Consider the following 24,944-nt stretch of genomic DNA (forward strand, 5'->3'; position numbering starts at 1 on the left):
CCCCATTAAACTATGGTCTCACCTCTTATCACTTTGGATATGGTATTTGCTCCATACAAAAGCGTCACACTGATGACTGATTTAAGCATGCCCACAACGGTGGATAAAGGAATTGCTCCTTTTACGATACCCATCTTATAAACATACAGATCCAGAACCATGATCTGTGCTGTATTGGAGGAATTTTCAAATACCAGGTACTGATCCATTCCGTTGGATAGGATTCCTGCCACAGCCATGAGAAGAAGCACATAAAAAGTAGGCATAAGTCCCGGCACTGTTACATGCCACATTTTCTGGAATCGTCCCGCACCATCCACTATTGCCGCTTCATACAGCTGCTGATCTATACCGGCGATACCTGCTATATAGATGATGGCGCTCCATCCAAGGCCCTTCCACATTCCCCAAAGCAGCATCTTTATCCAGGTATGGTTTCCGTCCATCAGGAAGTTTTTTCCCTCAGTCCAGATACCAAGATTCATCATTAAAGAACTGATAAAACCATCTGTGGAGAAAATACAGAATGCGATGGCAAATACCAGAACCCAGCTGATGAAATTTGGAATGGTGGTAAAGGTCTGTACTACTCTTCTGAATTTGTCATTTTTTATCTCGGAAAGAAAAATCGCAAATGCCATGGGAACCCAGCTGGTGGCTATTCCAAGACCGCTCATGGCAAGGGTGTTTTTCATTACGCTGAGGATGTCCCTGGTGGTGGATCTGTTTCTGACAAGCTGCTGGAACCACTTAAATCCCACGAAGTTATCCATTGACAGGGTGTCTCCGGCTTTGTAGTCGAAAAAAGCATATCTCCATCCCCACAGAGGTAAATAGCAAAAGACAAAGGCCAAAAGGATAAAAGGAAGAAACATAAGAAACAATCTGAATCTTGTTTCCATCTCAAATTTCTCGGTCTTGGCAGGTCTTCCCACCAGATACATTTCAAAAGCAGCTATCAGTATCATCAGCAAAAGCATACCCAGCATTACAAAAAAGAAGCCCGGAAACATCGGTTCTATCTTGGAGGGTTTGGTGGTTGCCGCCATCTGTGAATAGGCAGTCCAAATACCTGCCATAGAAGCAGTAGAAACAAGGGCTCCTGCCATATTGAGCAGGTTTCCGAAGAACTTACATTTCCTGTTTCCAAGAGATAGGCAGGCCCCAACAGCACAGGCTATGATTCCCAGGCAGATTATCATGCTTGATACATTCAAAAGCCTCAGGGTAGATTCCATGACCCATCCCTTTTTAAAGGCCCTGCCGAAATTGGATATTAAATTCCCGTAGGAAAATCCGGTTGTAAGAAGAGATATACTTCTGTTTATGAGTCCGCTAATTCTGGCAACATTAAGCGCCGGAAAAAACAGGACTACAAGAAGCAGTACTGAGATTGCCCGATATGGGTAATAGACATATCCAGCCAGTTTTTCTTTAGACACGTTTCCCCTCCCCCAACTATAAGCGCAGACCCCAAATAAAAATTGCACCTGTAAGCAAATACTGAATATCGCTTACACGTGCAATTTTATATGACAATCTGTCGATTAAATACCCTGTTAATCCTACATTTTTTACTGTACATTTTGTACATTGGTCCGGGCCTGGGTATTTATGGGAAGTCTGAGCTCAACGCTGGTGCCCTTGCCCTGATTGGACCTTATTGTCAGACCATAATCACTTCCGTAAAAATACTTGATCCTCTGGTTAATGTTGTAAAGTCCGATGCTTTCTACACCTTTTTCATCATCTTCCTGTCTCTTCTCATTAATGGAGAAGTTCAGTTTTTCAACCTGCTCGGGGCTCATGCCCTTTCCATCATCATTTACCGTAATAAGGAGCTTCTCCTCTTCAGATTCAACAATAATACTTATATGTCCGTTCTGATCCATATCCTTGAGGCCGTGGCTAACGGCATTTTCCACTATTGGCTGCAGAAGAAGGGGCAGCAGATAATATTTTGAAATGTCAAAATCCTCAGCGATATAGAAATTCCAGTTGATGCGGTCCCCAAACCTAAGTCTCTGTATCTGAAGGTAGCTCTCCACATGGGTAAGCTCCTCCGCCAGGGTTGCCGTTGACTTTCCGGTACTCTCAAGTACATAATGCATGATTTTTGCCAGATACTTGACGCTGGTGGCCACTCCCCTGTCTCCGCCTCTTATGGCCTGCATCCTGATAGCCTCCAGAGTATTGTACAAAAAGTGGGGATTGATCTGGCCCGACAGCATCTTAAACTCCATGTTCTGCTGCATGTTGATAAGCTGCTGCTCATGGATCTTTGTTTCGTAGAATCTGGCTTCCTGCTCTCTTATCTGCTGGGTTGTAGCCTTTAAATCCTTAAAGGTATCCGCCAGTTCATCATCACCGCTTATATTCTCGATAATGTCATAGTTGCCGGTGCTGGCTCTGTGCATGGCTTCTCTAAGAGTATTTACCCTGGATGTGAAATACCTTGAATAAAGAATAACTATGAATAAAGGGACAATTATTACCAGGAGTAATACAAGAATAAAGCCTCTCATAATATCTTTTATGGCCTCATGGGCCTTGTAATCTCCTGTCAGGACATAGAATCTTGAAGTGATCTTATAGGGCACAAAGCTGGAAATGCAGGTAAGAGCCAGCTTTCCGTCAAGCATCATATCTCCCATGTAGTTGTACTCGTCTACGCCGTTTCCCTCAATCTCAGGCATCTCGATCTCACGCTCATTGTAATTCGAAGAAAAAAATACAGGATGATTGTCCAGACTGATAAGCATGTAATTATCCGTTGTAAGAAGCCTGTTCCTTAGATAGTTTGTGCTCACCGTCACTACAATATAGGCTCTGTTCTCAGAGGATCCTGTGTTGAAACGTCTCACAAGAGTAAGCTCATAGTCATTTTCATGTTCATTAAGCGGAATATGGGTGCAGGTGTAGGAATCCCAGGCTGAATTATCTATGTCGTTGTACCACTCAAATCTGCTGAAGGAATCATCCGTAACTCCGCTGCCGGCAGCTTTATCCGCATTATCTCCAAATCTCTCTGCGCCGCTGATACCCACATTTACCACATGGCTGCCGGTGGGTATTTGAGGATTATTGGTATAGATATTGATGGAAGAAATTGCAGCCGTTGTCCTTATGATCGAAGAAACCGCCGCATCCAAGGCATCATATCTGCCCTTGGTCACAACTTCGTAACTGTCTGAAGCAAACATATCCCTGTACTCCTGAGAGGATATGATAGGTTCCAGACTGGTATAAACAATTGAAGTAATATCGAATACTATGGATCTGATCCTGATGTTTTCAGCCCTTAGCTGTTCCTCATATCTGTCCTTCATCTGGCGCATAAGGATAGAAACTGACACAATACCTATAATGACCATAGGAATTATCAGGGCCAAGATCAAAACCCGGTACATCTGACCGCCCACTCGTCCCCTGCGCATCATGTATCCCCCTTAAATGCTGTATCAAACAGCTGCTGCTTTTCTTTTGCAGCCTTCAGATTATATTCCAAAACCTGATCAAATCCCAGCTTGTCCAAAGTACTGATCATATCCTCTTTAAGAAGTTCATAATCAGTCTCGGAGGAAGCAAATACCATTTTCCAGGAGTGATCAACTATGGTCTGACGGCACTGGTCTTCAATGGTCTGAAGATACTCCGGGTACGCAAAGCCTCCCCACTCAACACCTGGGATTATCGTAAGCATGTCGTTTTCCTTAAAATATGCTATAGGCTCCTTCTCTGTGCCGTAAAGTCTGCTCCAGTCGCTGTAGATCACGGTCTTACTTCGGCTTGTATAGTCATCCCAGAGCTGATACCGATATGGAATACCATTTTCATCGCTGTCCTGTACGTCAACAGGCTTGAAATTAAGAGCAGAAACGCCCTGACTCCAGAGACCTCCTCCGTATTCTTCAGGCACCTCCAGATCCTCTTCCATATCTATGAAGGCCTTTACACCAAATTCAGTAAACCTGGGGCCATTCTCCGTCATTTCCCAAGTGAGCCCTTCAGGCCCTCTGAAATCCCCGGTGGGAGAACCGCAGCACTCTATTCCTTCCTGGGAAAAAAGCCAGTTGGCAAAATCCACCAATCTCTGGGGATCCTTGGTATTTTTACCGATCATCATGGAAAAACTCTGCTTGCCCCCGGGATCATTTCCCCAGGTAACATAACTGGCATCCTCTATCTTAAGGGATGCAAATCCTTTTCCTTCCCGAAGTCTTGTTTCTGAATTATAAAGGGACTGACCCATCCAGGGCCAAAAAGAGTAAAGAACCGCTCCGTCTCTGTATTTGGAAGCAACAGTATCATAGTTCTGATAAGGAGAATCAGGATCCACCAGTCCCTGGCGATTAGCCTCGAAGAAGAATTTCAGTGCTCTGAAATACGCAGAATCCTCATCTGCAACACTCTCCATTGCACCGGTCTCAGGATTCATCAGAACAAATCCCAGAATATCATATCCATACAGTGAAGTGATGGCTCCGGCATTTTGCATTATATCTCCGTCCCAGTCTGAAAAAAGGCTGAAGGCATAGACATTTTTCCCACTGTCGCTTTTTACAGCCTTTTGCTGCATCTTGGACAGCACAGGCAAAAGGTCCTCAAGAGTATCAACCTGTGGGTATCCCAGCTCCCTGTAAAGATCCCATCTGATGGAGGGTGCATTGGTGGGCTCGCTGAAATCCGCTTCTCCAACCTCTGTATTGGAAGAAATCTCACTGGGAATAGCAAACAAGCCCTCTGCGTCGGCATTGGCAGAGGTGAGTCTTATCTGGTCCTCATATTTCAAAAGATTATCACAGTTCTTTATATAATCTGTCATATCCAGAATAAGACCTTCTCTGACAAGATCCCGAAGATTTCCATCCTCTGCACCTATAAATATAAGATCGCCGATGTTCCCCGATGCTCTCATGCTCTCAAAAATGGCGTTTCCATGGCCCTCCTGATTGGGAGCAATGATGTTAAGCTGCATATTGAACTTGTCACGGACGATCTTGGCAAACCAGCCTCTCTGGATTCCTCTGGTGTTGGACTGAACGTCAAAAACATCTATTGTAATAAACTCAGGATACTTTTTCTCTCCCGAGGTTCGATCATCTTCAAAAAAAGGCAGTCTGCAGCCACATAAAGTGCAGACTACCAGTATTAACGATAAAAATACAGAAGTTTTCCTTTTATTGATCCCGGATACTTTCATATCGTCTCCCCCAAAAACGGCTTAAGCAGTTCCATTGTCTCCTTATTGCGCTCAAGCAGATTGTAAATTCCATCCTCCGATAAAACTCCTCTAGCCATATCCCTGGGATAAAGCCCCTGTTCATCAGCTTCAAAGTCCTTACGCCACTCATCGCTGTCATAATAATCAGCGAGCCTTTGTATATCTCCCTGCAAACGCTGCAGCTCTGAAATGCTTTCCTCCAATGTGTCCAGAGTATCAGTGGCCTTATTTAAGATTGATTCCATCTCCTGAAGATGCGGTGGTATTTCCTTTTCTATCATTTCAGTGCCTCTCTCAAATCATTTATTTTTTATTGTATAACAAAAAATGCCCTTATCCTATACGGATAAGGGCTTTTTTCACTTTATTGTTCAAAGCATGTTCTTGGGATTGAGAAGTTCTCTGGCTTTGTCGGGATTGAGGAGCTTGTCCTCTATCACTACATCAAGCACTGATTTATTCTCTCTAAGGGCCTTCTTGGCTGCATCGGCGGATTTCTGATAGCCGATGACCGGTACAAGAACTGTTATGATTCCTATGCTGTTGCTTACCAGCTCGTTACATCTTTCTTCATTGGCAATAACTCCGGTCATGCAGTTATCTACGAAGGTCTCAACCGCAAAGCCAAGGGTATCAATGGACTGGAAAAGCTTATAGAAGATAATGGGTTCAAAGGCATTCAGCTCAAGCTGACCTGCTTCTGCTGCCATTGTAATGGTAACATCATTTCCTATAACGTTAAATGCAACCTGATTCAATACTTCCGGTCTTTATGTTATTAAATCATATCTTTCTTTTGAGCATATTTCTTCTCATAATTCGAACAAGGATTGTGTAAATTTTGATGTTGCAATCATTCATATCTTCTTTTTTCAAAAAACTCTCTGATCTCATCTGAAGTCTTACCGCCAATACCCGCGGCTCCTTCACCTATATCACGTCCGTCTGCACTTACCCTGTTATTGCACCCGAACTCATTCAAGTCATTCGCAAGTTTGCAGACAATATCAATATCGCATACTCCCTTCACTTTACATCGCTGTTATTATTCCGGCTTTTCAGCCGCAAAATTTAATCATTTTCCCCTCCTCAAACAGGAATGCATCTGTCATGCGGTTTCATAACGTCCTGCCTGAACACGCCACATCTCGGCGTATTTTCCGTTCATGGCAAGCAGGCTATCATGGGTTCCTTCCTCTGCGATTCGTCCGTTCTCAAGAAGGATAATTCTGTCAGCATCTCTTGTGGTGGAAAGTCTGTGGGAAATATAGAAAACCGTCTTTCCCTTTGCTGCTGACTCCATGGCCTTATTAAGCTCATACTCCGCAATAGGATCCAGGGCGCTTGAAGGCTCATCCATGATCAGTATGTCCGCATCCTTATAAAATGCTCTCGATATCGCAATCTTCTGGCTTTCTCCACCGGAAAAATTAACACCTTCCTTATCAAACTCCGCTGTAACCTGAGTATCAAGACCTTTATCAAGGCTCCTGTATCTTTCTCCAAAGCCTGCTCTTTCAAGGGCAGAGACAGCGCCAAGCTTTAGCTTTTCATAGAATGACACATCGGAAGCACTTTCCTTACTCTGCATCATGTTTTCCAACTGATCGGCTGCAAAGGAGGGATCTGCCATGATTACATTTTCTTCAAGGTTGGCGCCGTACATCTGATAATCCTGGAATACTACGCCTACCCTTCTTCTGTAATCATAGGGCCTAAATTCCTTTATATTCCGGCCATGATACAGAATATTACCTTCCGTCGGATCGTAAAGACGCATCAGAAGCTTAATAAGTGTAGTCTTTCCCGCTCCGTTATATCCGACGATTGCCACCTTTTCACCGGGCTTAACCTTTAAGCTGATGTTCTTCAAGGTTTCTGCCGCATCTTCTTTATAAGCGAAGCTGATGTTTTCAATGCTGATATCCGCATTGCCCTCAGGTACGACCTCACCTTTCATTACTTTAATCTTGGGCTCATAATCAAGGAATGCCCTGATTTTTTCTATATAGAGACTGTTTTCCTGGGCCATAGGGAACACATCTGCCATGTTTTGGAATCCACGGCGAAGGCTCCCTGTTCTGTTAAAAAGAACCACCGCATCACTGTATGCCACAGTATGAAGAACAGCAGCCTGGAACACAAGGTATGTGATGTAGAGGCCATCCATAATAAAGTCGCCCACCACATAATTGTTCAAGAAATTAAGCCACATTCTCTTTACGCCCACAGCCTTTTGTTCTTCAATGATCGCATCGTTGGCTTCTTCAAATTCTTTTTCCAGTTCCTCTCCTACCACAGGATGAAGACGGAGCTCTTTTGCATAATCATTAAGATAAAATACTCTGCTGACGTAATTTCTCTTCCTCTCCAAGGGGTTAACCTTAAGGCGAACCTCGTAGTTCAGCTTGTTGATCACTCTTGCGATAAGGAATCTGAGGATGAAAGAAGCAAGTACAAACACGATACCCATTGCATCCGTAGCAATATAAAAGGCACCGGTGGTCACGATAACCGTTATTGCCTGAACGATGAGGTTACACATAGAAAGGAACCTGTCGATGGAACTCTCTGCTTCAGCCACTGCCAGGACAAAATCGTTATAGTACTTGGGGTCATCGTAACATGACAGGTCGATGTCCGCTGCCTTCTGGTACATCTGCTCTTTAAGAGCCTTGTAGAGCTTAGGCTTTGCCCTATAGGACCATCCATGAATAAAGAAGCCGTCCGGCACTATCTGGATCATATTTATCAAAAGGATGACTCCGATAAACAAAAAAGCCTTCCAGAAAGGTTCTTGAAATTCCGCACAGTGAAGTACATACCTTATTCCAAGCACATGCTCAAGGAAAATAATGCCCTGATATCTGAAGCCGTCATAGAGGAAATAAATCACATATCCCGGACATGTCTTAAAGCATAGCTTCCAAAGAAAAAGCTGGTTCTGCAATACTCGTTTCATCAGCAGGCACCTCCTGATATGGCTAAATAGTTCTTAGCCTGTTTTGTATACATATCTGCATAGATGCCATGCTTGTCCATAAGCATCCTGTGAGTTCCTTCTTCCTTAACTGTCTTGTCGGAAAGAAGATATACCCAGTCCGCATTCTGCACGGAAGAAAGCCTGTGGGAAATAAAGACAAGTGTGTTGTCCTTACAGGTCTCATAGATATTGTCAAAAAGTGTTGCCTCAGCAATAGGATCAAGTGCGCTGGAAGGCTCATCAAATACTTTGAAAGGACACTGCTTTACAAAGGCCCTGGCCACAACAATTTTCTGGGCCTCACCTCCGGAGAGCACTGCTCCTTCATCATCAAACTCGTTGGTTAAAGTTGTCTCCATTCCATTTTTAAGGCTCATTACCTTGTCATAGGCTCCGGAAAGTTTAAGAGCCTCGTTTACCCGATCTTCTTTTTCGGCTTCTGGAATATTTTTACCCATAACAACATTTTCTTTTACGGACATGGAGAACATTCTGTTATCCTGGAATGCTGTCGCAAAAAGTGCACGATACTTCTTAAGGTCGTATTCTTTAATATTCCTACCGTTTAACAGAATTTCTCCTTCGGTTGGATCATATAATCTAAGGAGCAGTTTAATAAGTGTGGTCTTTCCTGCGCCGTTATGACCAACCAGAGCATAGGTCTTTCCGCCTCTGAACTCCATGTTTAAATGCGACAAAACTTCCTTGTCCTTATATGAGAATGAAACATTTCTAAACTCAAGGGACTTTATCTCAGTTCCAGGATCGATTCCCTCATAATCTTCAGGAATCTTTTCCTTGTACTCCAGAAATGTTCTCAGGTACTCGATAAAAAGTCCGTTCTTAAACAGACTTGTGAGAGACTCGGTAAACCCAATCAGGATCCATGTGGTGGATACCATCATGCTGGTAATAACCGACAGTTCCGCCAGGGACATGCTCTTAAGCACTAACGTGCGGAATGCTCCGTAAATAAGAAGGCCCTCAAAGATAAATGTAAAGGTGAACATTACATATAACCAGTGAAGAACCATGGCCTTTTTGGTATATTTCTTTGTTACATCCGAAAGACCTGTGATAGCCTCTTTATATTGACGTCTCATAAGTGAAAAAACGTCCGTAAGCCTCATCTCTTTAGCATATTCAGGAAGATACATAACTCGGTTTATATAAGCTATCCTACGGTTATGGGGGTTCATATCTTTGTTTCTGTCATAGTCGATATGACTGATCATCCTGTTGAATATAAAATTTCCGATGGCAGGGAAAAATAAGGAACAAGACAGAGATCTTGTCCACCTGGAACATAAAGATAAAAGCACAAACGCCCGCTATGGCTCCAAAAATGGTCCTGAACACGGCATGCACCGTCTCAACAAGACGGGTGTCAGCTTTCTCCATAGCAAGAGTGTATTTATCGTAGAACTCACTGTTTTCGAAACACTCAAGCTCTACGTTTCTTGATTTTTTAAACAGAAGCTTATAAAGCTCTTTATTGACGATAACGTTATTAACAGGGAAACGGTATCCAACAAGATACTTATCGTAAAAACTCATAGCACAGGAAACAACGGTTACAATGGCAACGAATATCATTATTCTTCCAAAGCTCTCTCCTGACTGAAGGGAATTTATAACGAATCGCATAAAGAACGCACTGTAAAACAGCCACTCGAAATAGCCCAGGAATCTGCTTATGGCTCCGTGCGTAACCATTGAAGGACAAAGCTTTATCAGCAGCTTAACTGCATAAAGATTGTTCTTTATGGCTCTCCCCCGGGAAATCTCCCGCTTTTTCTTTTCTTTTTTCATACATTTCTCCTCGCAGTTTTATATTATCTGAAGTTTCTGTACAAACAGTCCGTCTTCCATGGATGTCTCGGTAAAGACGTTAGCATATTTACTGAGGATCTCAGATACGTTATACAGGCCAAGGCCATGATCCTCACCCTTGGTGGACACGCCCTTTTTGTACATCTGAGAAACAGAAAGGCCATGATCAACATAGGAGTTGGAGATTATAAAGACTGTTTCCTTATCCGATGTGCCGGAATGAACAGTAAGCACAGGATTGTCGGTTTCCAGTGCTGCCTCAATGGCGTTATCCAGGTAAATTCCCAGTACTCGTGTCAAATCTATTGAATCGATGCCGGGTTTATTGATCTCATCCGGAATATCAACAGTTACCTCGATATTTTTATTGATCGCAGACAAGAGCTTGGAATATAAAATGCCCTTTATCTCCAGATTTTTTATCCGGGACAGATTGGCTAAGGAAGCATTCTTCTGCGTCAGCTCCTTTGTCAGAGGCATAATGTTTTCATGAAAAAATACATCAAGTTCATCATACTTTTTTTCATCAATATAAATAGACAACGTAGAAAGAATGTTGACGTAATCGTGCTTGAAGGACCTGAGGTTGTTGTAGGTTGCCTCCAGATTATCCGTGTATTCCCTGAGAGTATTGAGATCCCTGATTCTTTGCTGCTGCTCGTAATTTTTCCTGGTTGTAATAAGAATTACTATAATTGAAGCGCAGTTCAGGAATATATAAAGAGCCACCAGTCCGATCAACAGATAGTACTCCTCATTGGGAAGACCTGCGGATATGGTCATTATTCCATAAATAAAGAAAGCGTTGAATCCCATTAAAACGGTTATATATAAAAAGAGCTTTCCGTCCAGCCTGTCAACTATTTTGGCCAGATATTTCAGATACAATTTCTTTAGGACACAAATAACAGGAAAATAAATGACTGCTGAAAAAAATACGGTTATCGCCATTTCCATGGGATTTTGATCCGTATAGGACATCTGATGTCCCGCAATAACGTTAATGAGCGAACTAACCGGCAATACCGTCAGTCCGATAATAATATAAAGAATATAATACACGATCATAGACCGCTTCCTGCCCGTAAGCCAGCTTATAGCCAGGGCTGGGATAATATAGTATGTGATCATCAACGGCCTGAAATCGGAAAAAACAATAGTGAAAAGCACAGCAAAAAACAGCCCGCAGAATAAACAATAGTCCCTGACCTTCAAAGCCTGAGAATAAACCGCCCTTAGTCCCACAGTGAAAAGAATTGCATTGCTCAAAGCATTGGATAAAGCATGTTCCAGCATAGATACTCCTTGTAAAATCGGGTATTTACAGACTATTATAGACTATATTATTTCTTTTTGGCAGGAGAAATGCTCAAATGATCAAGCTTTATCTATGTGAAGATGATGTCCAGCAAAGAAATCATCTTAAAAAAGTAATAGAAAATGCAGTTCTTATAGAAAACCTGGACATGGAATTTGCCTGTGTTACCGACGATCCCTACGCCCTGCTTGATAAGGCAGCTTCAGAGGATAACGTCGGACTCTATTTTCTGGATATAGATCTAAAAACTGATATGACAGGCCTTACCCTGGCCAAGGAGATCAGAAAATACGACCCCCGTGGGTTCATTGTTTTTGTCACTACCCACTCGGAAATGAGCTACATGACATTTATGTACAAGCTGGAGGCACTGGACTTTATTCTGAAGGATGACCGGGAGGAAATGTCAAGGCGCGTGCATGAATGTATTCTGAAAGCCAATGAAAGATTTTCCTTAGCCAATAATAAGACCAAAGAAGGCTATTCCATTACAGTTGCAGATAAGATCTACACCATAGATTATGATGAGATACTGTTCTTTGAAACCTCAGCCAATGCCCATAAGGTAATTCTGCACTGCAAAACAAGACAGCTGGAATTCCCCGGGAAAATAAAAGAGATCGAGCGGGAACTGGATAACAGATTCTATCGGTGTCACAGATCTTTTTTGGTAAATACTGAAAATATTGAAGAGGTGGAAACCTCAAACAGCGTTATACGTATGGTAAACGGAGATGAATGTCTTCTATCCTTCAGGCAGATTCGAGGACTAAAGGAAAAGCTGAAGCTCAGATAACACCCAAATCTTACGTTTCGGAATCATAAACGTATAAAGCTTGCAGCTTTCATTACGAAAAAGACCGGGAATCAGCATTTTACTGCAGAAACGCGAATTCTCCATGTTTTTCCTTATAATCATGTTAGTAAAAACTTTATGGGAAGAGAGGAAAAACGCTGTATGAAAAATGTAATTAAGGGAGCTGTGATAACATTAGGAATCCTTGTTGCACTTATTGTTGTCAATATAATATGCAACAGCACAGGGCATGAACTCAACTCACTTTACACAGGAGTTATCACACCGATAATCGCTATGGCGATATATGAGAAAGTATCCGGAAATCCGGAAGATAAAAAAGCATAATTCCCGAAAACCTTAAGGGTCTGACAAACATTATCTATTCGTCAGGCCCTTTCTCACATATTTAATAACCTAAGCTCCCGTGAATTTATACCAAGGAGGTGATGGTATGGAACTAAAGATTAACGAGCCATGGATCACAAGCAAAGCAAGTATGATGGAGAAACATTTACTCCAAACAAAACCTTGCCGACATTTTTTGCCAAAAGGCATAACAGCCGATATTCCATCGGCGTAAGTGATAATTCCATATCTTTTAGATATGCGATTCGCACCACATAATCTATCTCGTATGCTTTCCCCCGGTAAATGATTTTATTTCTTCTTCCAATAAACGATAGACCTTCGCCAGCAGATAACCATCAGCGATTGCATGGTTTAGGCGTACGCTCACGGGCATTACATATCTTCCGTTTTCTTCCCGGTATTTTCCCCAATTGACGATGGGCGCAAAAAACAAATGTCCATCCGGAAGCTCAATATTGAGAGAATCGTAGGATAACCATGAAATATAGGATGCATCAAACCAGTTGGGATGATTTTTCATATCCAATCCATATTCCCTGGTCTTTTTGGCCTCCTCCACGTCACGGGATGCACCGGAATAGAACTTTTCATAATCCTCATGGTATTCTGTATAAGCCAGGGTGCAGGTTTCTGTGTCTTCATGAAAAATATACTGTGTAGGATTGATCACATCATAACAAATAAGTTCATCTGTCTCCCAAAGATATCCCATCCTGTAATCCTCCCGGGAATTGAGGACCTTTGAAAGAATGTAAAGGAAATTTAGATAGAATTTAGTCCCCTTTTCCTTGGAATAGTGTACAAGGTCTGTAACATCTATCCTTGCCGTCATGGAAGTTGAGCATTTGCAATCCTCAGAAAAATGACGGAATACACCTTTTCTATAATATTTCTCTTTGTCGATCACTTTATAGTTCATCTTTTTTCACCTCTTTCTGCCATATCGTATAGTGATATTTGTTTCTGAAGCCAAGCCCAGTATAGAAATCCATGTCTGATATTACAAAAGCTCTTTTAGCACCTAACTTCTTTCCTCTGTTAAGTGCCTCATGAATAACAGCCTTAGCTACTCCCTTTCCTCTACAGCTTGGAATTGTGCAAACAGGCTCTACATACACATAATCTGTCTCAGGGTTATACCATAGCCCACAGATTGAAACCAGTTCGCCCTCATCATTGCATGCAGCCACACAGAGATCCCTGTTAAAGTGCTTACGCGCCCTTGGGGTACCGATGCCTTCTTTTTCAAACTTTTGTTTATCTTCGCCGTGATCAAACCCTTGCCAGAAGAGCCACGAAAGCTCATAAATATCCTTAATAGGATCAGGATTCACAAACCTAAATCCCTCCGGCAAAGTAGCTCCAAATTCCCTTTCCAGGTCAAGTTCCATGATATTTTCTGTCTGATCAATCCTGGTAAATCCCTTATTTAGGACCATGTCTATTTCATCTGTGTTGTCATCGCAGACAGCAAGGGAAAATCCCGAATCATCCTTAAGATCAGTGCAGGCATAATCCAATATTTCCGGATACAGCTTCTTATACTCCGGTAAGACTCCGCAAAAGCCTTCACCGAAATACATATCATCTGCACCAACCACTTTACCGTCATCCAGCCAAAGTCCAATGGACTCTATTAAATCCTTATTAAATTCAGGATGCTCATACATCCACTCAAATCTCGCCCAGTTCCAATTAATATGGCTCGTATCCCGAGCATTTAGTTCTATTAGGAAATCACATACTGCCTCATAATCATTATCTGTATATTTCTTGAAATGCATTATCCTCTCTCTTTCCATCTGCTCTTTACTGGCAGGATATATCTTTATTCTATCTGTTTCAAACATAACAACCTCTTTCTTCTGGAATCAGTCAAACAGCTGCCCCGGGAGCTTTTGCTTTTCCTTGGGTGGGAACTGCTTGTCAAATTCCTCTACATCCTCATCTTTAACATAATAACCCTGAGGGGTCTGATATACTCCGGTTACGTCATCAAGATATCCCGGGGTAAGCTCTCTGCACAGGAAAAATGATGAATCCGCATCTTCTGGCAGGTCATGATAACGTATACCAAACCTGCTTGCGTAATCAAATCCGCAATGGCTGTAGAATCCGATATTTCCTTCAAAAAGAACTGCACCAAATCCCATTTCTGTTGCCTTCTCCAGACAGTAATCAAGCAGTTCTTTTCCATAGCCCTTGCGCTTAAGCTCCGGTGTGATTCCTATTGGTCCCATGGTAAGTACTGGGATCTCCCTGCCATCATCAGCTTCAATAACGGTTTTCATGAACATGTTCTGCCCGATAAGCCTTCCGTCCTGCTCCATGACAAAATCAAGCTCCGGAATAAATGCCGGGTCGTCCCTCAGCACATGAATTACATAGTGCTCACTGCACCCGGGACGATACACGTTCCAAAATGACTCTCTTACAAGATTTTCAACTTCTCTATGATCTTTCTTTTCTTCTAAACGAATTATATAATTACTCATTGTTTTTCTCCTTCATTTATCTCATTTTGTAGATCAATATTCCCTTTGCCACAATCATCAGAAACATTACGGTCAAAAGAATCTTCACCGCTCCGATGATCACCAGCAAAATAAACACAGCCCAATAAAGTGTGATTTATCGGTATCATTTCAAACAGCAGATATCCAAATATCACTATAATCCTTAAGTTCTTTGACCTCACAGCCATTTTTCGCATAGTATGCGTACATTTCATCCATCTTTTTCAGATCATAGCTTGTAACACAATCGGATATCACGTGAACGCTATATCCTGCCTTTGTCATATTGAAGCATGTGGACTTTACGCAGCCTGTGGCATCCGCACCGGCAACAAAGAACTCATTAATTCCATTCTTTTCAATGAACTCTGTAAATTCCCCACTCGTAAGCGCATTTGCCTCTCGTATCATGTTCTCACGAAATCCGCAGCTAGTGCGGATTTCTGTAATTTCATCTAAGAAGTCATACATTCCATCTGCAGATCACAAGGCTCTGACTCCGCATAAGAAGGAATAGGGTCAGAACTTAGGCGGAACCCCATAGCGGAGTAGAAGTTTATTGTTTCCTCAGAAGAGCAACAGGATGCATACAAAGCATGTGCTCCCATCTTCAGGGCTTCCTGTCTGGCTGTTTCAAACAAGGCTCTACCAATTCCACGGCGGCGATAATCCTCGGAAACATGGAAACTGTCAATAATGAGTCGACCTTTGTTAAGTTTAGGAATCAGCATTATTTCACCAACCACTCGATTTCCATCAAAAGCGCAATATGTCACGTACTGCCAGCTGAGAATATCTTCGGCTTTTTCGATACGACGCGCAGCATCCCAATCCTCAGTGAAAGGATGGTAAATCAACGTCAAATTCCCGTTCTGCAGGCGGTACACATTTTTCACTTCCTGATACCGCCGAAAGTCTTTCAGCGAATCCCGGGTGAAGTTATTACTGTCAATAAGCTTTATTTCCAAAGTATTATTCCTTTCATTGTCATGAAAATCAAAATATCTCTTTCTTTCTATTCATGCCACTCCTGTAGATTCCCCTCATAAAACAGTTACTTGATATATTATCATCGCAGCTATTCCAATAAGTACACTAAACACCATAGGAACATTCAAAAGGCTGTGTACTCTTACGCCTGTATCAGTTGACGCATCTAACTGGTCCTTTCTGGCAAAAGAGCTCTTGAAAGCCTCAAGGTTTCCCTGATTTTTGGCAATTGCCTTAAGGAGTAGCCAAACCAGAAATACGCATATTACTGAAATTAATCCCCAAAATATCACTGCATATAGCATGGCACCTGTCTGGCTTCTTACGGCCTCCTGTTCCTGGACAATATCTATATTCTGTGCCTCCAGGCTAAACTGCATAGCTAAAAAGATCGATACATTTACAAAATTGAAAAGGGAATGCATTATAACAGAAGTCCAGGTGCTGCCACTGGCATGATTGGCAAGGGCAAAAATCACCCCAAGCACAAAAGCATAGCAAAACTGATTAAAGTTTAAGTGCATGATTCCAAACAATAGTGCGGATACAACAGCAGCCTTTATAATCGGGAAAATACCTTTTAATCCGTCAAACAAAAAGCCTCTGAAGGCAATCTCTTCACAAATCGGTGCCATAACTGAGACAACTATAAGTGTCAATATGGCTGACCCACCTAACATTTCACTGGAATTCTGGACAACAGTATTTTTAACAAATAGCTGAGAAAACAGGTTTGTAAAAATATATATTGGTGTAGTTGCCAGTGTCAGAAGAACTGTAAGCAAAACCGTACTAATTTTAATTTTATGAAAGCCAAGTCTCTTAGAGATATTATCACCCTTGGACTTTATATAAATGATAGTTGGCAAAAGTATTGCAATCTCGCATAAAACAGTACACATTGTAGATGGCAGCCGGATTCCCATATTTGGGAGAATCAGACTCAGTGTATATATTACTATATTTCCCAATAACAAAATAACATATACCACACCCATTGAATTTATTTCATGTTGCTTCTCCATCTCAGTTTCCTCCTATATCGTATCTCTTTTATTTAATATGCATATTCTTATAGCTACTCAATAATTTTCTCAGGCCATTTACATATCCCAACCTCAAGAGCACGTTCTTCTTTAAGGTGAAAATCTGCATATTTGCAGTACCAACAGCCTTGTATTGAGGGTATGGCATCCTCTCTTGGTGTATATGCAGGACAGATATCCTCCGGCCAGACGCTTCCATCTCTTTTGGGTACTTCATATCTATTTGAATTTATTTCCATTTACCGCTCTTTCCTCCTCATAAATGGCACTTACTTCTTTGCTCATATACAATCTAACACGCATAAAAAAACAGACCCTTCCGAACACGGATAAAGGTCTGTTTTACACTGTATTGTTTTACATAGCGTCACATTTAAGTGCCTCAATGATACTGTCATTCCTACCGTAATGTTTTTCTCGAGACTCTCTGAACTCTGGCTGCAGCTGCTTCCGGAGAGATGTCGCCTTTTGCCAGATCTTCAAGGGCATCACGAACGGCTATATAAAGATCTTCATAAGGTATTATCCTTGATCCCGCAACATTTGTTTTACCGTTTTCAACGATATACTCAAGGTTCTTTTGCCCATCCTCATTAATCCCCTGTACATTCAGTTCCATGTCAGTTCTGGAGGGCATGTACTCAAGATACTGGTTTACAAGAATCTCCTGCCCTTCATTAACAAGATAATTCATCCAGCGAAATGCTGCTTCCTTATCCTTTGACTCTGGATTCATACAAAGAATCACATCTGTAGCAGCTGTTACCGGTGCTACTGCGCCATCACTATTCCAATCTATAAGGAAAACTTCATGATCCGCACCTTCGCCATTAAAATTGGCGTAGGTCATCTCATCGGTTCGCGTATACATGTTCATAGCCCAGGAACCATTTGCAAACATTGGAATACTTCCCTTGAGCTGAAACATATCATTAACGTCGTCATACAGCGTCATTTTTATGGCTTTGTCCTGAAACACACCGTTACTGAAGCTCTCCTGCCATATTCTGAAGGATTCTATAATAGGCTCTGTTTCAAAGGATGCCTTGCCCTCTATGGCATCATATAGTGCATTCCTGCCGCAGTCAGCTGCTATAGACATCCACATGTCCTGATTAAGCCATGCGTCCTTAGCTCCGATTGCCAGCGGATAACTTCCGTTTTCGCGAAGTTTATTGCAAGTTCCTAACATTTCTTCATAACTTGTCGGTACTTCGCAGCCGTATTCCTTAAGCATATTTATGTCCGCCCACATATACCCAGCATAGGTCTGTCCCAATGGCAGTCCGTAGATACAACCATTTTCATCACTTACATCTTCTATGCATGAACTAAAGAACTTAGTCTGCCAGTCCTGCCCCCAGGCCTTAACACAATACGATGTAAGTTCTTCCTCAAATGCTCTGGTCGTATCAAAATCTGTACCTGTAGGGATGCCGAACACATCAGGGCCTCTGTTTCCCATCAGTTTTACCCTGAGGTGATTCTGGTAATCCCCGGCACCCTCAAAAACATATTTGATCTTTATATCAGGGTTTTCTTTTTCAAATGATTCTATAATTTTGAAGATAGGACTGTTAGGGCCGACATCAGCAGGGTTCCAGGTCATGAAGGTTACCGTAGTTACTCCTCTACCGGTGTCTGCACTGCACCCGGCGATAAAAGCTGCGCATATAACTATAGATAATAAAAACAATGCTGCTCGTTTCATATGATCATTCTCACCTTAAACTTATTGTCCTCAGCAATATATCTTATTTCACTGTTTGTCTTCTGTACAAAATCCAAAACACTGCGAGTTCCGATGCCATGCCCAACCTCGGTTGTGACAGGGTAACCCTCCTCGCTTAGTACTGTCTTTCCATCACAGGAATTGACGATTTCAAACAATATCTGCTGCTTAAACTTGGCTGTGATCTCGATGAAACGGTCATTTTCCGGAACCTTTTCGCAGGCATGGATTGCATTCTCAAAGAGGTTACTAATAGCAATAGCAAGCTGCATCTCATCTACGCCCGGCTTATAAGGTATGTTCGCTGATACCTTTACCTTGATGCTTTTTTTCTCTGCAACTGCCACATAATGCATGATAGCTGCATTGACCGTTGGATTCTCGCAATAGCGCTGTCCTGTGCTTGGCTCCTGAGACAGCCTTTCCTCAAGGCATTTCCTTGCCTCATCTACTTTATCATCCTGGATCAGTGATAAAATAAGAGCCTCAAAATGTCTTCTGTCATGTCGCATTGCCCTGTCCTGACTAAGCATTTCCTCTGTTGCTCCAAGGCGTTCTTTCATGCTGTCTGCCGCCATTTCCAGCATGGCCGCATCAGCTTTTAATTTATATTCCCTTTGCTTAAGATCTGTTGTGTCTACCAGAGCATACAGCTTTCCAATGAGCTCGCCATCCGTATAAAGTTCTTTTTCTTCCGGAGAAAAAAATCTATCACCTATTGCCAGCGTGTCGCCTTTTATGATGGCTTTTTTTAACTGATCAACTACACTTTCCGCATCCCCGGTTATCTCCGGAAATAGCTCTTTTACATGCTCATTGTAATACTGAAGCCTTCCATCCGGATCCACTGCGATAACACCTTCAGACAGCCTGTCTACAATATACTCTCTGGCCATGTCGATGATTCCCAGAAGGTTGTATCTGAATATTGCAATGAACATAGAAATCGTAACCGCCACATGTCCAAATACAGATATGTCGAAAAAGTATGTGACAAAGAACATATGCGAAACCTGACAGATAAAAAGCACAGCCTCTATGAGGAAGCCGGAAATAATTATCATTGCGCGTCTTTTTGCAATTTTGCCCTTATAGCTCTTGAGGCTCCTAAAAAGCCAGTAGATAGCGACTATAATTACAATGGCCTGAGACTGCATAAATACTTGATGCACAATGCCGCTTCTATGCAAAAGAACCGGGAAAAGTCCGTCCTTATCGAACCAGACCATTGAATAATACAGGCTGTGATTTTCCAGGGTAAACACAGCAGTATAAACGAGCACGTCAAAAAGCACAAATGCTCTTACAAAAAGCTTGGGAACTTTTATATGACAAAACTCTACCGTAAACATAAAAAATGAGAAAATGATCCACACCCTGCCGGCATAGGAAAATTTCAGGGCAGCAACATATTCGTCCTCTGTTTTCGATAACAGCTCTAAAAGATAACCTGTATTGTTTACCAGCATCACCATACAGTTAAAAAAAAGATAAGCATGGAGCTTGTTCTTAAGATTCTTAAAAACGATGAAACCTTCAAGGAGCATGGCAAATATACTGATAATGATTGATGTCAAAAGAATATCATGCATTTATCTTTACTCCAATCTGTAATCCATATACCTGTCAGCCACCTCAGCATATCTGCTCTTGGATACCGGCACTACTTCCTTATTTCTGAGAGTTATATCTGTCTTTGTAAGCTTATCAATGGCAGCAAGATTCACACTGATGGACTCATGACATCTGATAAAATCCTGACCGGAATGGGTCTCGTCCATATATTCAGAAAAACCGATTCTGAGGGTTGGAGTCGAAACCACCTCACCGTCTGCCATATGATAGCTGACCACATGGTTGCGGTAATCGATATACATCATGTCATCAAGCCTTAAGGAGCACAGACCGCCCTTTATTTTCACCGTTACAGATCTTTTATCATCTGCCTGAACCCGGGACAAAGCAAGGTCAAGGGTTGAAAAAAGCTTGTCCTTAGCCACGGGCTTTACTATATAATTTATGGGATTTACATCAAAAGATTCCAGAGCGTATGAACTCTCAGATGTGGCGAATATTATCTGTGCATCCGGCTGATTCCATCGCAGTTCTCTCGCCGCCTGGATTCCTGTCAACATAGGCATTACTATGTCTAGCAGATACACCTGCGGTCTGAAACTCTCGCATTCCTGGATCAGTTTATCCGGATGGTCGAATACCCTGACTTCCGCATGGATTTCTTTTCCCTCAAGATATTCAGATAAATAGCCATGAATTCGCTCTCTGTCGGATCTGTCATCATCACATATTGCTATACGAAGCATTGTGAATTTTCCCCCTGTATTTCCATTCCATCATTTGTAATTATTTCACCATAGCCACTAGCATTTTATCCCAATCATTGTTCAGGCATGATCTTTGTGGGATGGGCCTTTGATATATATATCATACCATCATAAAGAGTCTCAGGCGATCGCCAAATCCTGTATGCCATGGGAAGAATCGCCATAACCGGGGAATATGCTTCTCCCAGTGACCCCAGCCATGTATATTCACTGATACTGTCCTTAAGGGGTGAGTCTTCAGGTATCCTGGAGAAATCCAGAAAACTCTCTTCAAAGCCGCATTTCCATGAAGCTTTCGCCAGCGGGTCATGGGAAAAGAACGTCTTAGTGATTCTCTTTGGATTATCTCCTTTGCGAAGATTGCATTTTGTTTCGTAGAAGTCAGTGCCAATTACAAAGTACTGATCTCCCCAGGCGTCAGCCAGAATATTTCCGGTCACCTTGCCTGTATCTCCGTAGGTTCCAAAGCGTTCCACATGGCCATTGTGAGCAGACACGAAAATCCTGTTGTTTCCAAGTCTTTCTTCCTGCTCAAGGATCCAATTGATGTTCTCGGCCATATATCCATCCCTGATTGCAGCTCCTCCTGAATCCCCACTACTATAAGCTTTCCCCAGCTCTATATTCTGAAGCAGTATATCCGCAAAATGCGAGGCATACTGTACCTTTGAGGAATTAACTCCGGCAAGCTCCTTCTTTAACCCCTCATAAATCGCAGCTCTTCTTTCAGGATCATACTCAGCACTAAAGTCATCTGTCTCATAGTCCCAGCTTTTCTCAAGTTCGGTCACATCAACTCCAAGCGCTTTTGCACCTTCCAAAAGATACTTGTGATTATACTCAACTCTTTGCATGTCAAAGCCATAGAATCTAAGCTTATCGCTCTCCGGAGCAGAATCGTTGTACTCACGCATCCAGGCAATGAGCGCTTCCATCTGCTCTGTTCTGTAGATAGCAAATCCGATGGCCCAAGCTGCATCTTTCGCGGTTCCGTCTCCGCCGTTTATATATCTGTTGACTGCCTCACAGCCGCCCAAATCCCCCTCCAGGGAAAAAGCCCGGAATCCGTAGTTCTCAACCAACACCTTAAACACGTCAAGCTTAAGCTCCTGGAATTCCGCATTACCGTGAGTTGCTTCACCAAGGGCTACAATCCTTGTATCCTCAGGAATTGTGATATCCGCAACAGATACGGCATACTTTTCATACTCTTTTATATCTGCGGTTTCACCTGTCCCAAAGCCTCCAAAATGTGAAAATACAGCTCCAACAACAGTTACAGTCACTATAAAGGCTGTAATTATGATAATTGGCAATTTATTCTTTTTAGTCTTTGTTTTCATCTCAATTTTTCCCCCTTATATCGTATCTCTCTTTGTGAATATGAACGTTCCCATGGCAGAGTATAATATCAGCCCTATCACAATAACCACGATTATATTCACATAGGAAACAGATACTCCGCTAATTCCAAGGTCTTCAGTCTTAGTCACAATCAAGTTCCTTGAAAGACCATATTTATCCATAAAGCCCGCAAGGGCCGGGATCCTGGACACGAGCTTTGTTTCAAGAAAACTAATAAGCATTCCGTGAAGATTTGCTGAACCAAAGATAGTAATAATGGTTGGTATGATGGTATTTCTGGTAATTTCATAAAGAGCCATCATAGCGATGCCAAATACTGTATGAAGCATCACTTCGAATGTTATGAAGCTTATAAGTGAGCCAATACGGCCAAAGTAAATACCCGGTGCCCAGAAAAGACTTCCAAACCATGATGCAACTAGTTCCCCCAGAAACATAAAAAGGGAGTACAGAAACACCACCGGGATCTTAGCAAAAAAAATGTTCTTCTTCCCGCTGCGGGTCGTCAGAAGGTTTTTCAAAAATCCGCTCTTTCTCTCTTCTTCTGAAAAAACAATTGCGAATACACCTACCATGATCAGAACGTATCCGGAAGATGCAAAGCTTGCATAGAACTCTCCGAAGGTTGAAGCAGACTCGGTTTCCATTCCTGCCAGAAGTCCGGTCAAAATTACAGTGGTTAAAAGCATCACATAAAAAACTCTTGTTTTAAATAATCTGTATAGGTTCATTTTTATAAGATTTAGCATGCCTTCTGTCCTTTCCTGATAATATCCAAATAGAATTCTTCGAGAGAATCAGCCTCGCCAATATAGCTGTTCTTTAACTCCTCAGCAGTTACCTCTGTTACAAGCTTTCCTTCTGAAATGATGCCAAATACCGTCGCAACCTTCTGAAGTTCTCCAAGTATATGGCTTGATATCATAATCGTCATGTTCTTTTCTTCATTAAGCCTCTTTATAAGCTCTCTCATCTCGATTATTCCCTGGGGGTCAAGTCCATTAATGGGTTCATCCAGTATGAGAAACTCAGGGCTTCCCAGTAGAGCCATGCCAATTCCAAGCCTCTGCTTCATGCCCAGGGAAAACTTTCCTGCCTTCTTTTTGGGTTCTCTTGACAATCCTACAAAATCAAGAATGTCCAGTATCTCTTTCTGGTCATGTAATCCCATTGAAATTGCTCTAAGTTTCATGTTGTCAAAAGCATTGAGATACCCGTATATTCCCGGACTCTCAATAAGACATCCGACCTTTGTAAGGTAATTATCGCCTGCAGCAACTTCAATCTCTCCACTGGTCGGAGTTGCGAATCCGACCAGCATCTTCATAAGTGTTGTTTTTCCTGCTCCGTTGGGACCAATGAGACCGTAAATCTCACCTCTGTCAATGTGAATATTCATATCCTTAACAGCCTCAAAGGAACCGTATTGTTTAGTCAGATTTTTTGTTTCCAGATAACTTCTCATTTTGTTCCTTCCTTTCTTAGTAAAAACAGTCATTTTCATGAAGAAATCTTTAATTCTTCAAGACTTATATGTGGATTTCTGTATCTTGCTACACTTTTTTCCTTCTTATGATTAATTGCATTTTGAGGACAGTTTTGCAGACATGCACCGCAGCTTATGCAGTTACTGCCAAAGACAGGAGCTCTGTCACTAATGCTTATATTCTTCATTGGGCACAGAGAAACACAAGTGCCACAACCCCTGCAATCATCTGAAACTGTGAGCATATCAGCTATACCCACGCCGGTTTCAAACTCATAATTCTTAAGGTGGTTCTTTGTCATTAGCTTCTTAAATGGCGAGTCACCCCTGATAAATCTTCGATGATCAGTCAGATCCGCCAAAAGCTCATCTATCTGCGCCTGCTGCTTTTTGCTGTCGCCCTCCGACTTTGCCATATCAGAAAAAGTCACGCAGTTTTCCGCCATCTTCAGACGATTTATGTAATCAAAACTTCTTCCGTTCTTTGTCCTTATTCCGGAAAGCTGACCGCAAACTGCTCCCGGAAAAAAGCCGTAGGTCGCCAACGCAAACAGGTAAGACGTCCTGATAGAAGCATTCTTTATGAAATCCATAATAAATGGCGGTACACATAGCCCATAAACCGGGAAAATTATTCCTACTTCTGAGTCTTCTATATCAAATACTTCTTTATGTATACATTCTGGTATTGATAAGAGCTTTCCTCCGATACGTTTTGCTATATACAGGCTGTTGCCTGTAGAACTAAAGTACAATACTGTCATGAATTCTAACCTCCTGGTATTTAAAGCATTTCTTGATATGTTTACTCTAACACGCAAAGAAAAAACAGGCCCCGGTATACACCGCATTAGGCCTGTTTTGCACTGCATTCACTAATTCCGCGAGAATAGCATATCCGCTGTCTTTTCCGTTTTCCCATTTACTGACTGTTTTATCGG

At 42.1% G+C, this 24,944-nt stretch carries 25 protein-coding genes and 2 pseudogenes; 2 read left to right on the forward strand and 25 right to left on the reverse strand.

All coding sequences use genetic code 11. The features are described 5' to 3' along the window. Positions 1–5: 5 nt before the first annotated feature. From T359_RS22365 to T359_RS0103020, 10 genes and pseudogenes are all read right to left on the reverse strand, one after another. The gene (locus T359_RS22365; RefSeq protein WP_155839967.1) at positions 6–1,442 is read right to left on the reverse strand and encodes an ABC transporter permease subunit; all 1,437 of its coding nucleotides are present in this window, start codon (positions 1,440–1,442) and stop codon (positions 6–8) included. 132 nt (positions 1,443–1,574) lie between these two features. Beyond that, complete coding sequence (locus tag T359_RS19115; RefSeq protein WP_026516191.1) at positions 1,575–3,437, reverse strand: sensor histidine kinase; 1,863 nt, start codon at positions 3,435–3,437, stop codon at positions 1,575–1,577. Beyond that, on the reverse strand, positions 3,437–5,203 hold the full coding sequence (locus T359_RS0102990; protein WP_026516192.1) for an extracellular solute-binding protein: 1,767 nt from the start codon (positions 5,201–5,203) through the stop codon (positions 3,437–3,439). Before T359_RS0102990 ends, T359_RS19115 begins: the two co-directional genes overlap by 1 nt. Further along, entirely contained in the window at positions 5,200–5,505 is a 306-nt protein-coding gene (locus tag T359_RS0102995) for a DUF4298 domain-containing protein (RefSeq protein WP_026516193.1), read from the reverse strand. Before T359_RS0102995 ends, T359_RS0102990 begins: the two co-directional genes overlap by 4 nt. Before the next feature lie 90 nt (positions 5,506–5,595). Continuing rightward, positions 5,596–5,991 (reverse strand): annotated as a pseudogene (locus T359_RS0103000) (hypothetical protein); the annotation flags it as partial. Positions 5,992–6,077: 86 nt separating this feature from the next. Next, on the reverse strand, positions 6,078–6,254 hold the full coding sequence (locus T359_RS22370; protein ID WP_155839969.1) for a hypothetical protein: 177 nt from the start codon (positions 6,252–6,254) through the stop codon (positions 6,078–6,080). Positions 6,255–6,332: 78 nt separating this feature from the next. After that, complete coding sequence (locus T359_RS0103010) at positions 6,333–8,186, reverse strand: ABC transporter ATP-binding protein (RefSeq protein ID WP_035783492.1); 1,854 nt, start codon at positions 8,184–8,186, stop codon at positions 6,333–6,335. Next, entirely contained in the window at positions 8,186–9,310 is a 1,125-nt protein-coding gene (locus tag T359_RS22970) for an ABC transporter ATP-binding protein (protein WP_242839027.1), read from the reverse strand. The genes T359_RS0103010 and T359_RS22970 overlap by 1 nt, the downstream gene beginning before the upstream one ends. 109 nt (positions 9,311–9,419) lie before the next feature. Next, a complete protein-coding gene (locus tag T359_RS22975) occupies positions 9,420–10,019 on the reverse strand; it encodes a hypothetical protein (protein WP_242839028.1) in 600 nt (199 codons plus the stop codon). Positions 10,020–10,037: 18 nt separating this feature from the next. Next, a complete protein-coding gene (locus T359_RS0103020; protein ID WP_026516196.1) occupies positions 10,038–11,336 on the reverse strand; it encodes a sensor histidine kinase in 1,299 nt (432 codons plus the stop codon). Positions 11,337–11,413: 77 nt separating this feature from the next. Here T359_RS0103020 and T359_RS0103025 point away from each other — a divergent pair, with 77 nt between their 5' ends. Together T359_RS0103025 and T359_RS0103030 are read left to right on the forward strand one after the other, a co-directional pair. Continuing rightward, positions 11,414–12,154, forward strand: a complete 741-nt coding sequence (locus T359_RS0103025; RefSeq protein WP_026516197.1) for a LytR/AlgR family response regulator transcription factor — start codon at positions 11,414–11,416, stop codon at positions 12,152–12,154. A 162-nt stretch (positions 12,155–12,316) separates the two neighbouring features. Continuing rightward, entirely contained in the window at positions 12,317–12,502 is a 186-nt protein-coding gene (locus T359_RS0103030; RefSeq protein WP_026516198.1) for a hypothetical protein, read from the forward strand. 176 nt (positions 12,503–12,678) lie between these two features. Here the strand turns inward: T359_RS0103030 and T359_RS23330 are convergent. From T359_RS23330 to T359_RS0103100, 15 genes and pseudogenes are all read right to left on the reverse strand, one after another. Next, positions 12,679–12,768: pseudogene (locus T359_RS23330) on the reverse strand (DNA-binding response regulator); the annotation flags it as partial. A gap of 14 nt (positions 12,769–12,782) precedes the next feature. Then, the gene (locus T359_RS0103040) at positions 12,783–13,445 is read right to left on the reverse strand and encodes a CatA-like O-acetyltransferase, family 3 (RefSeq protein WP_026516199.1); all 663 of its coding nucleotides are present in this window, start codon (positions 13,443–13,445) and stop codon (positions 12,783–12,785) included. Then, on the reverse strand, positions 13,435–14,376 hold the full coding sequence (locus T359_RS0103045) for a GNAT family N-acetyltransferase (protein ID WP_051544878.1): 942 nt from the start codon (positions 14,374–14,376) through the stop codon (positions 13,435–13,437). The genes T359_RS0103040 and T359_RS0103045 overlap by 11 nt, the downstream gene beginning before the upstream one ends. A 21-nt stretch (positions 14,377–14,397) precedes the next feature. Continuing rightward, the gene (locus tag T359_RS0103050; RefSeq protein ID WP_026516201.1) at positions 14,398–15,021 is read right to left on the reverse strand and encodes a GNAT family N-acetyltransferase; all 624 of its coding nucleotides are present in this window, start codon (positions 15,019–15,021) and stop codon (positions 14,398–14,400) included. Between the two features lie 150 nt (positions 15,022–15,171). Beyond that, complete coding sequence (locus tag T359_RS19125; protein ID WP_242839029.1) at positions 15,172–15,453, reverse strand: isochorismatase family protein; 282 nt, start codon at positions 15,451–15,453, stop codon at positions 15,172–15,174. Between the two features lie 44 nt (positions 15,454–15,497). After that, positions 15,498–16,010 carry a GNAT family N-acetyltransferase gene (locus T359_RS19130; RefSeq protein ID WP_035783494.1) on the reverse strand — a complete coding sequence of 171 codons (513 nt, stop codon included), beginning with the start codon at positions 16,008–16,010 and terminating at the stop codon, positions 15,498–15,500. A gap of 75 nt (positions 16,011–16,085) precedes the next feature. Continuing rightward, positions 16,086–17,057, reverse strand: coding sequence for a type II CAAX endopeptidase family protein (locus T359_RS0103065; RefSeq protein ID WP_026516202.1), 972 nt, complete (start codon positions 17,055–17,057; stop codon positions 16,086–16,088). A 53-nt stretch (positions 17,058–17,110) separates the two neighbouring features. Next, positions 17,111–17,317, reverse strand: coding sequence for a hypothetical protein (locus T359_RS0103070; RefSeq protein ID WP_044913968.1), 207 nt, complete (start codon positions 17,315–17,317; stop codon positions 17,111–17,113). A gap of 161 nt (positions 17,318–17,478) precedes the next feature. Beyond that, positions 17,479–18,789 carry an ABC transporter substrate-binding protein gene (locus tag T359_RS0103075; RefSeq protein ID WP_026516203.1) on the reverse strand — a complete coding sequence of 437 codons (1,311 nt, stop codon included), beginning with the start codon at positions 18,787–18,789 and terminating at the stop codon, positions 17,479–17,481. Next, positions 18,786–20,402 carry a histidine kinase N-terminal 7TM domain-containing protein gene (locus T359_RS0103080; RefSeq protein WP_026516204.1) on the reverse strand — a complete coding sequence of 539 codons (1,617 nt, stop codon included), beginning with the start codon at positions 20,400–20,402 and terminating at the stop codon, positions 18,786–18,788. The genes T359_RS0103075 and T359_RS0103080 overlap by 4 nt, the downstream gene beginning before the upstream one ends. A gap of 6 nt (positions 20,403–20,408) precedes the next feature. After that, positions 20,409–21,131: a LytR/AlgR family response regulator transcription factor gene (locus T359_RS0103085; protein WP_026516205.1), complete on the reverse strand. Its 723-nt coding sequence runs from the start codon at positions 21,129–21,131 to the stop codon at positions 20,409–20,411. A gap of 74 nt (positions 21,132–21,205) precedes the next feature. Next, positions 21,206–22,495 carry an erythromycin esterase family protein gene (locus T359_RS19135; RefSeq protein WP_081795333.1) on the reverse strand — a complete coding sequence of 430 codons (1,290 nt, stop codon included), beginning with the start codon at positions 22,493–22,495 and terminating at the stop codon, positions 21,206–21,208. A gap of 15 nt (positions 22,496–22,510) precedes the next feature. After that, positions 22,511–23,266 (reverse strand): ABC transporter permease, encoded by a 756-nt coding sequence (locus T359_RS22060; protein WP_081795335.1) that lies wholly within the window; start codon positions 23,264–23,266, stop codon positions 22,511–22,513. Next, positions 23,260–23,982 carry an ATP-binding cassette domain-containing protein gene (locus T359_RS19140; RefSeq protein ID WP_051544881.1) on the reverse strand — a complete coding sequence of 241 codons (723 nt, stop codon included), beginning with the start codon at positions 23,980–23,982 and terminating at the stop codon, positions 23,260–23,262. The genes T359_RS22060 and T359_RS19140 overlap by 7 nt, the downstream gene beginning before the upstream one ends. Positions 23,983–24,017: 35 nt before the next feature. Continuing rightward, entirely contained in the window at positions 24,018–24,767 is a 750-nt protein-coding gene (locus T359_RS0103100) for an EFR1 family ferrodoxin (RefSeq protein WP_026516206.1), read from the reverse strand. Positions 24,768–24,944 lie beyond the last annotated feature (177 nt).

The organism is Butyrivibrio sp. MC2021 (assembly GCF_000621605.1).
GTDB lineage: Bacteria > Bacillota > Clostridia > Lachnospirales > Lachnospiraceae > Butyrivibrio.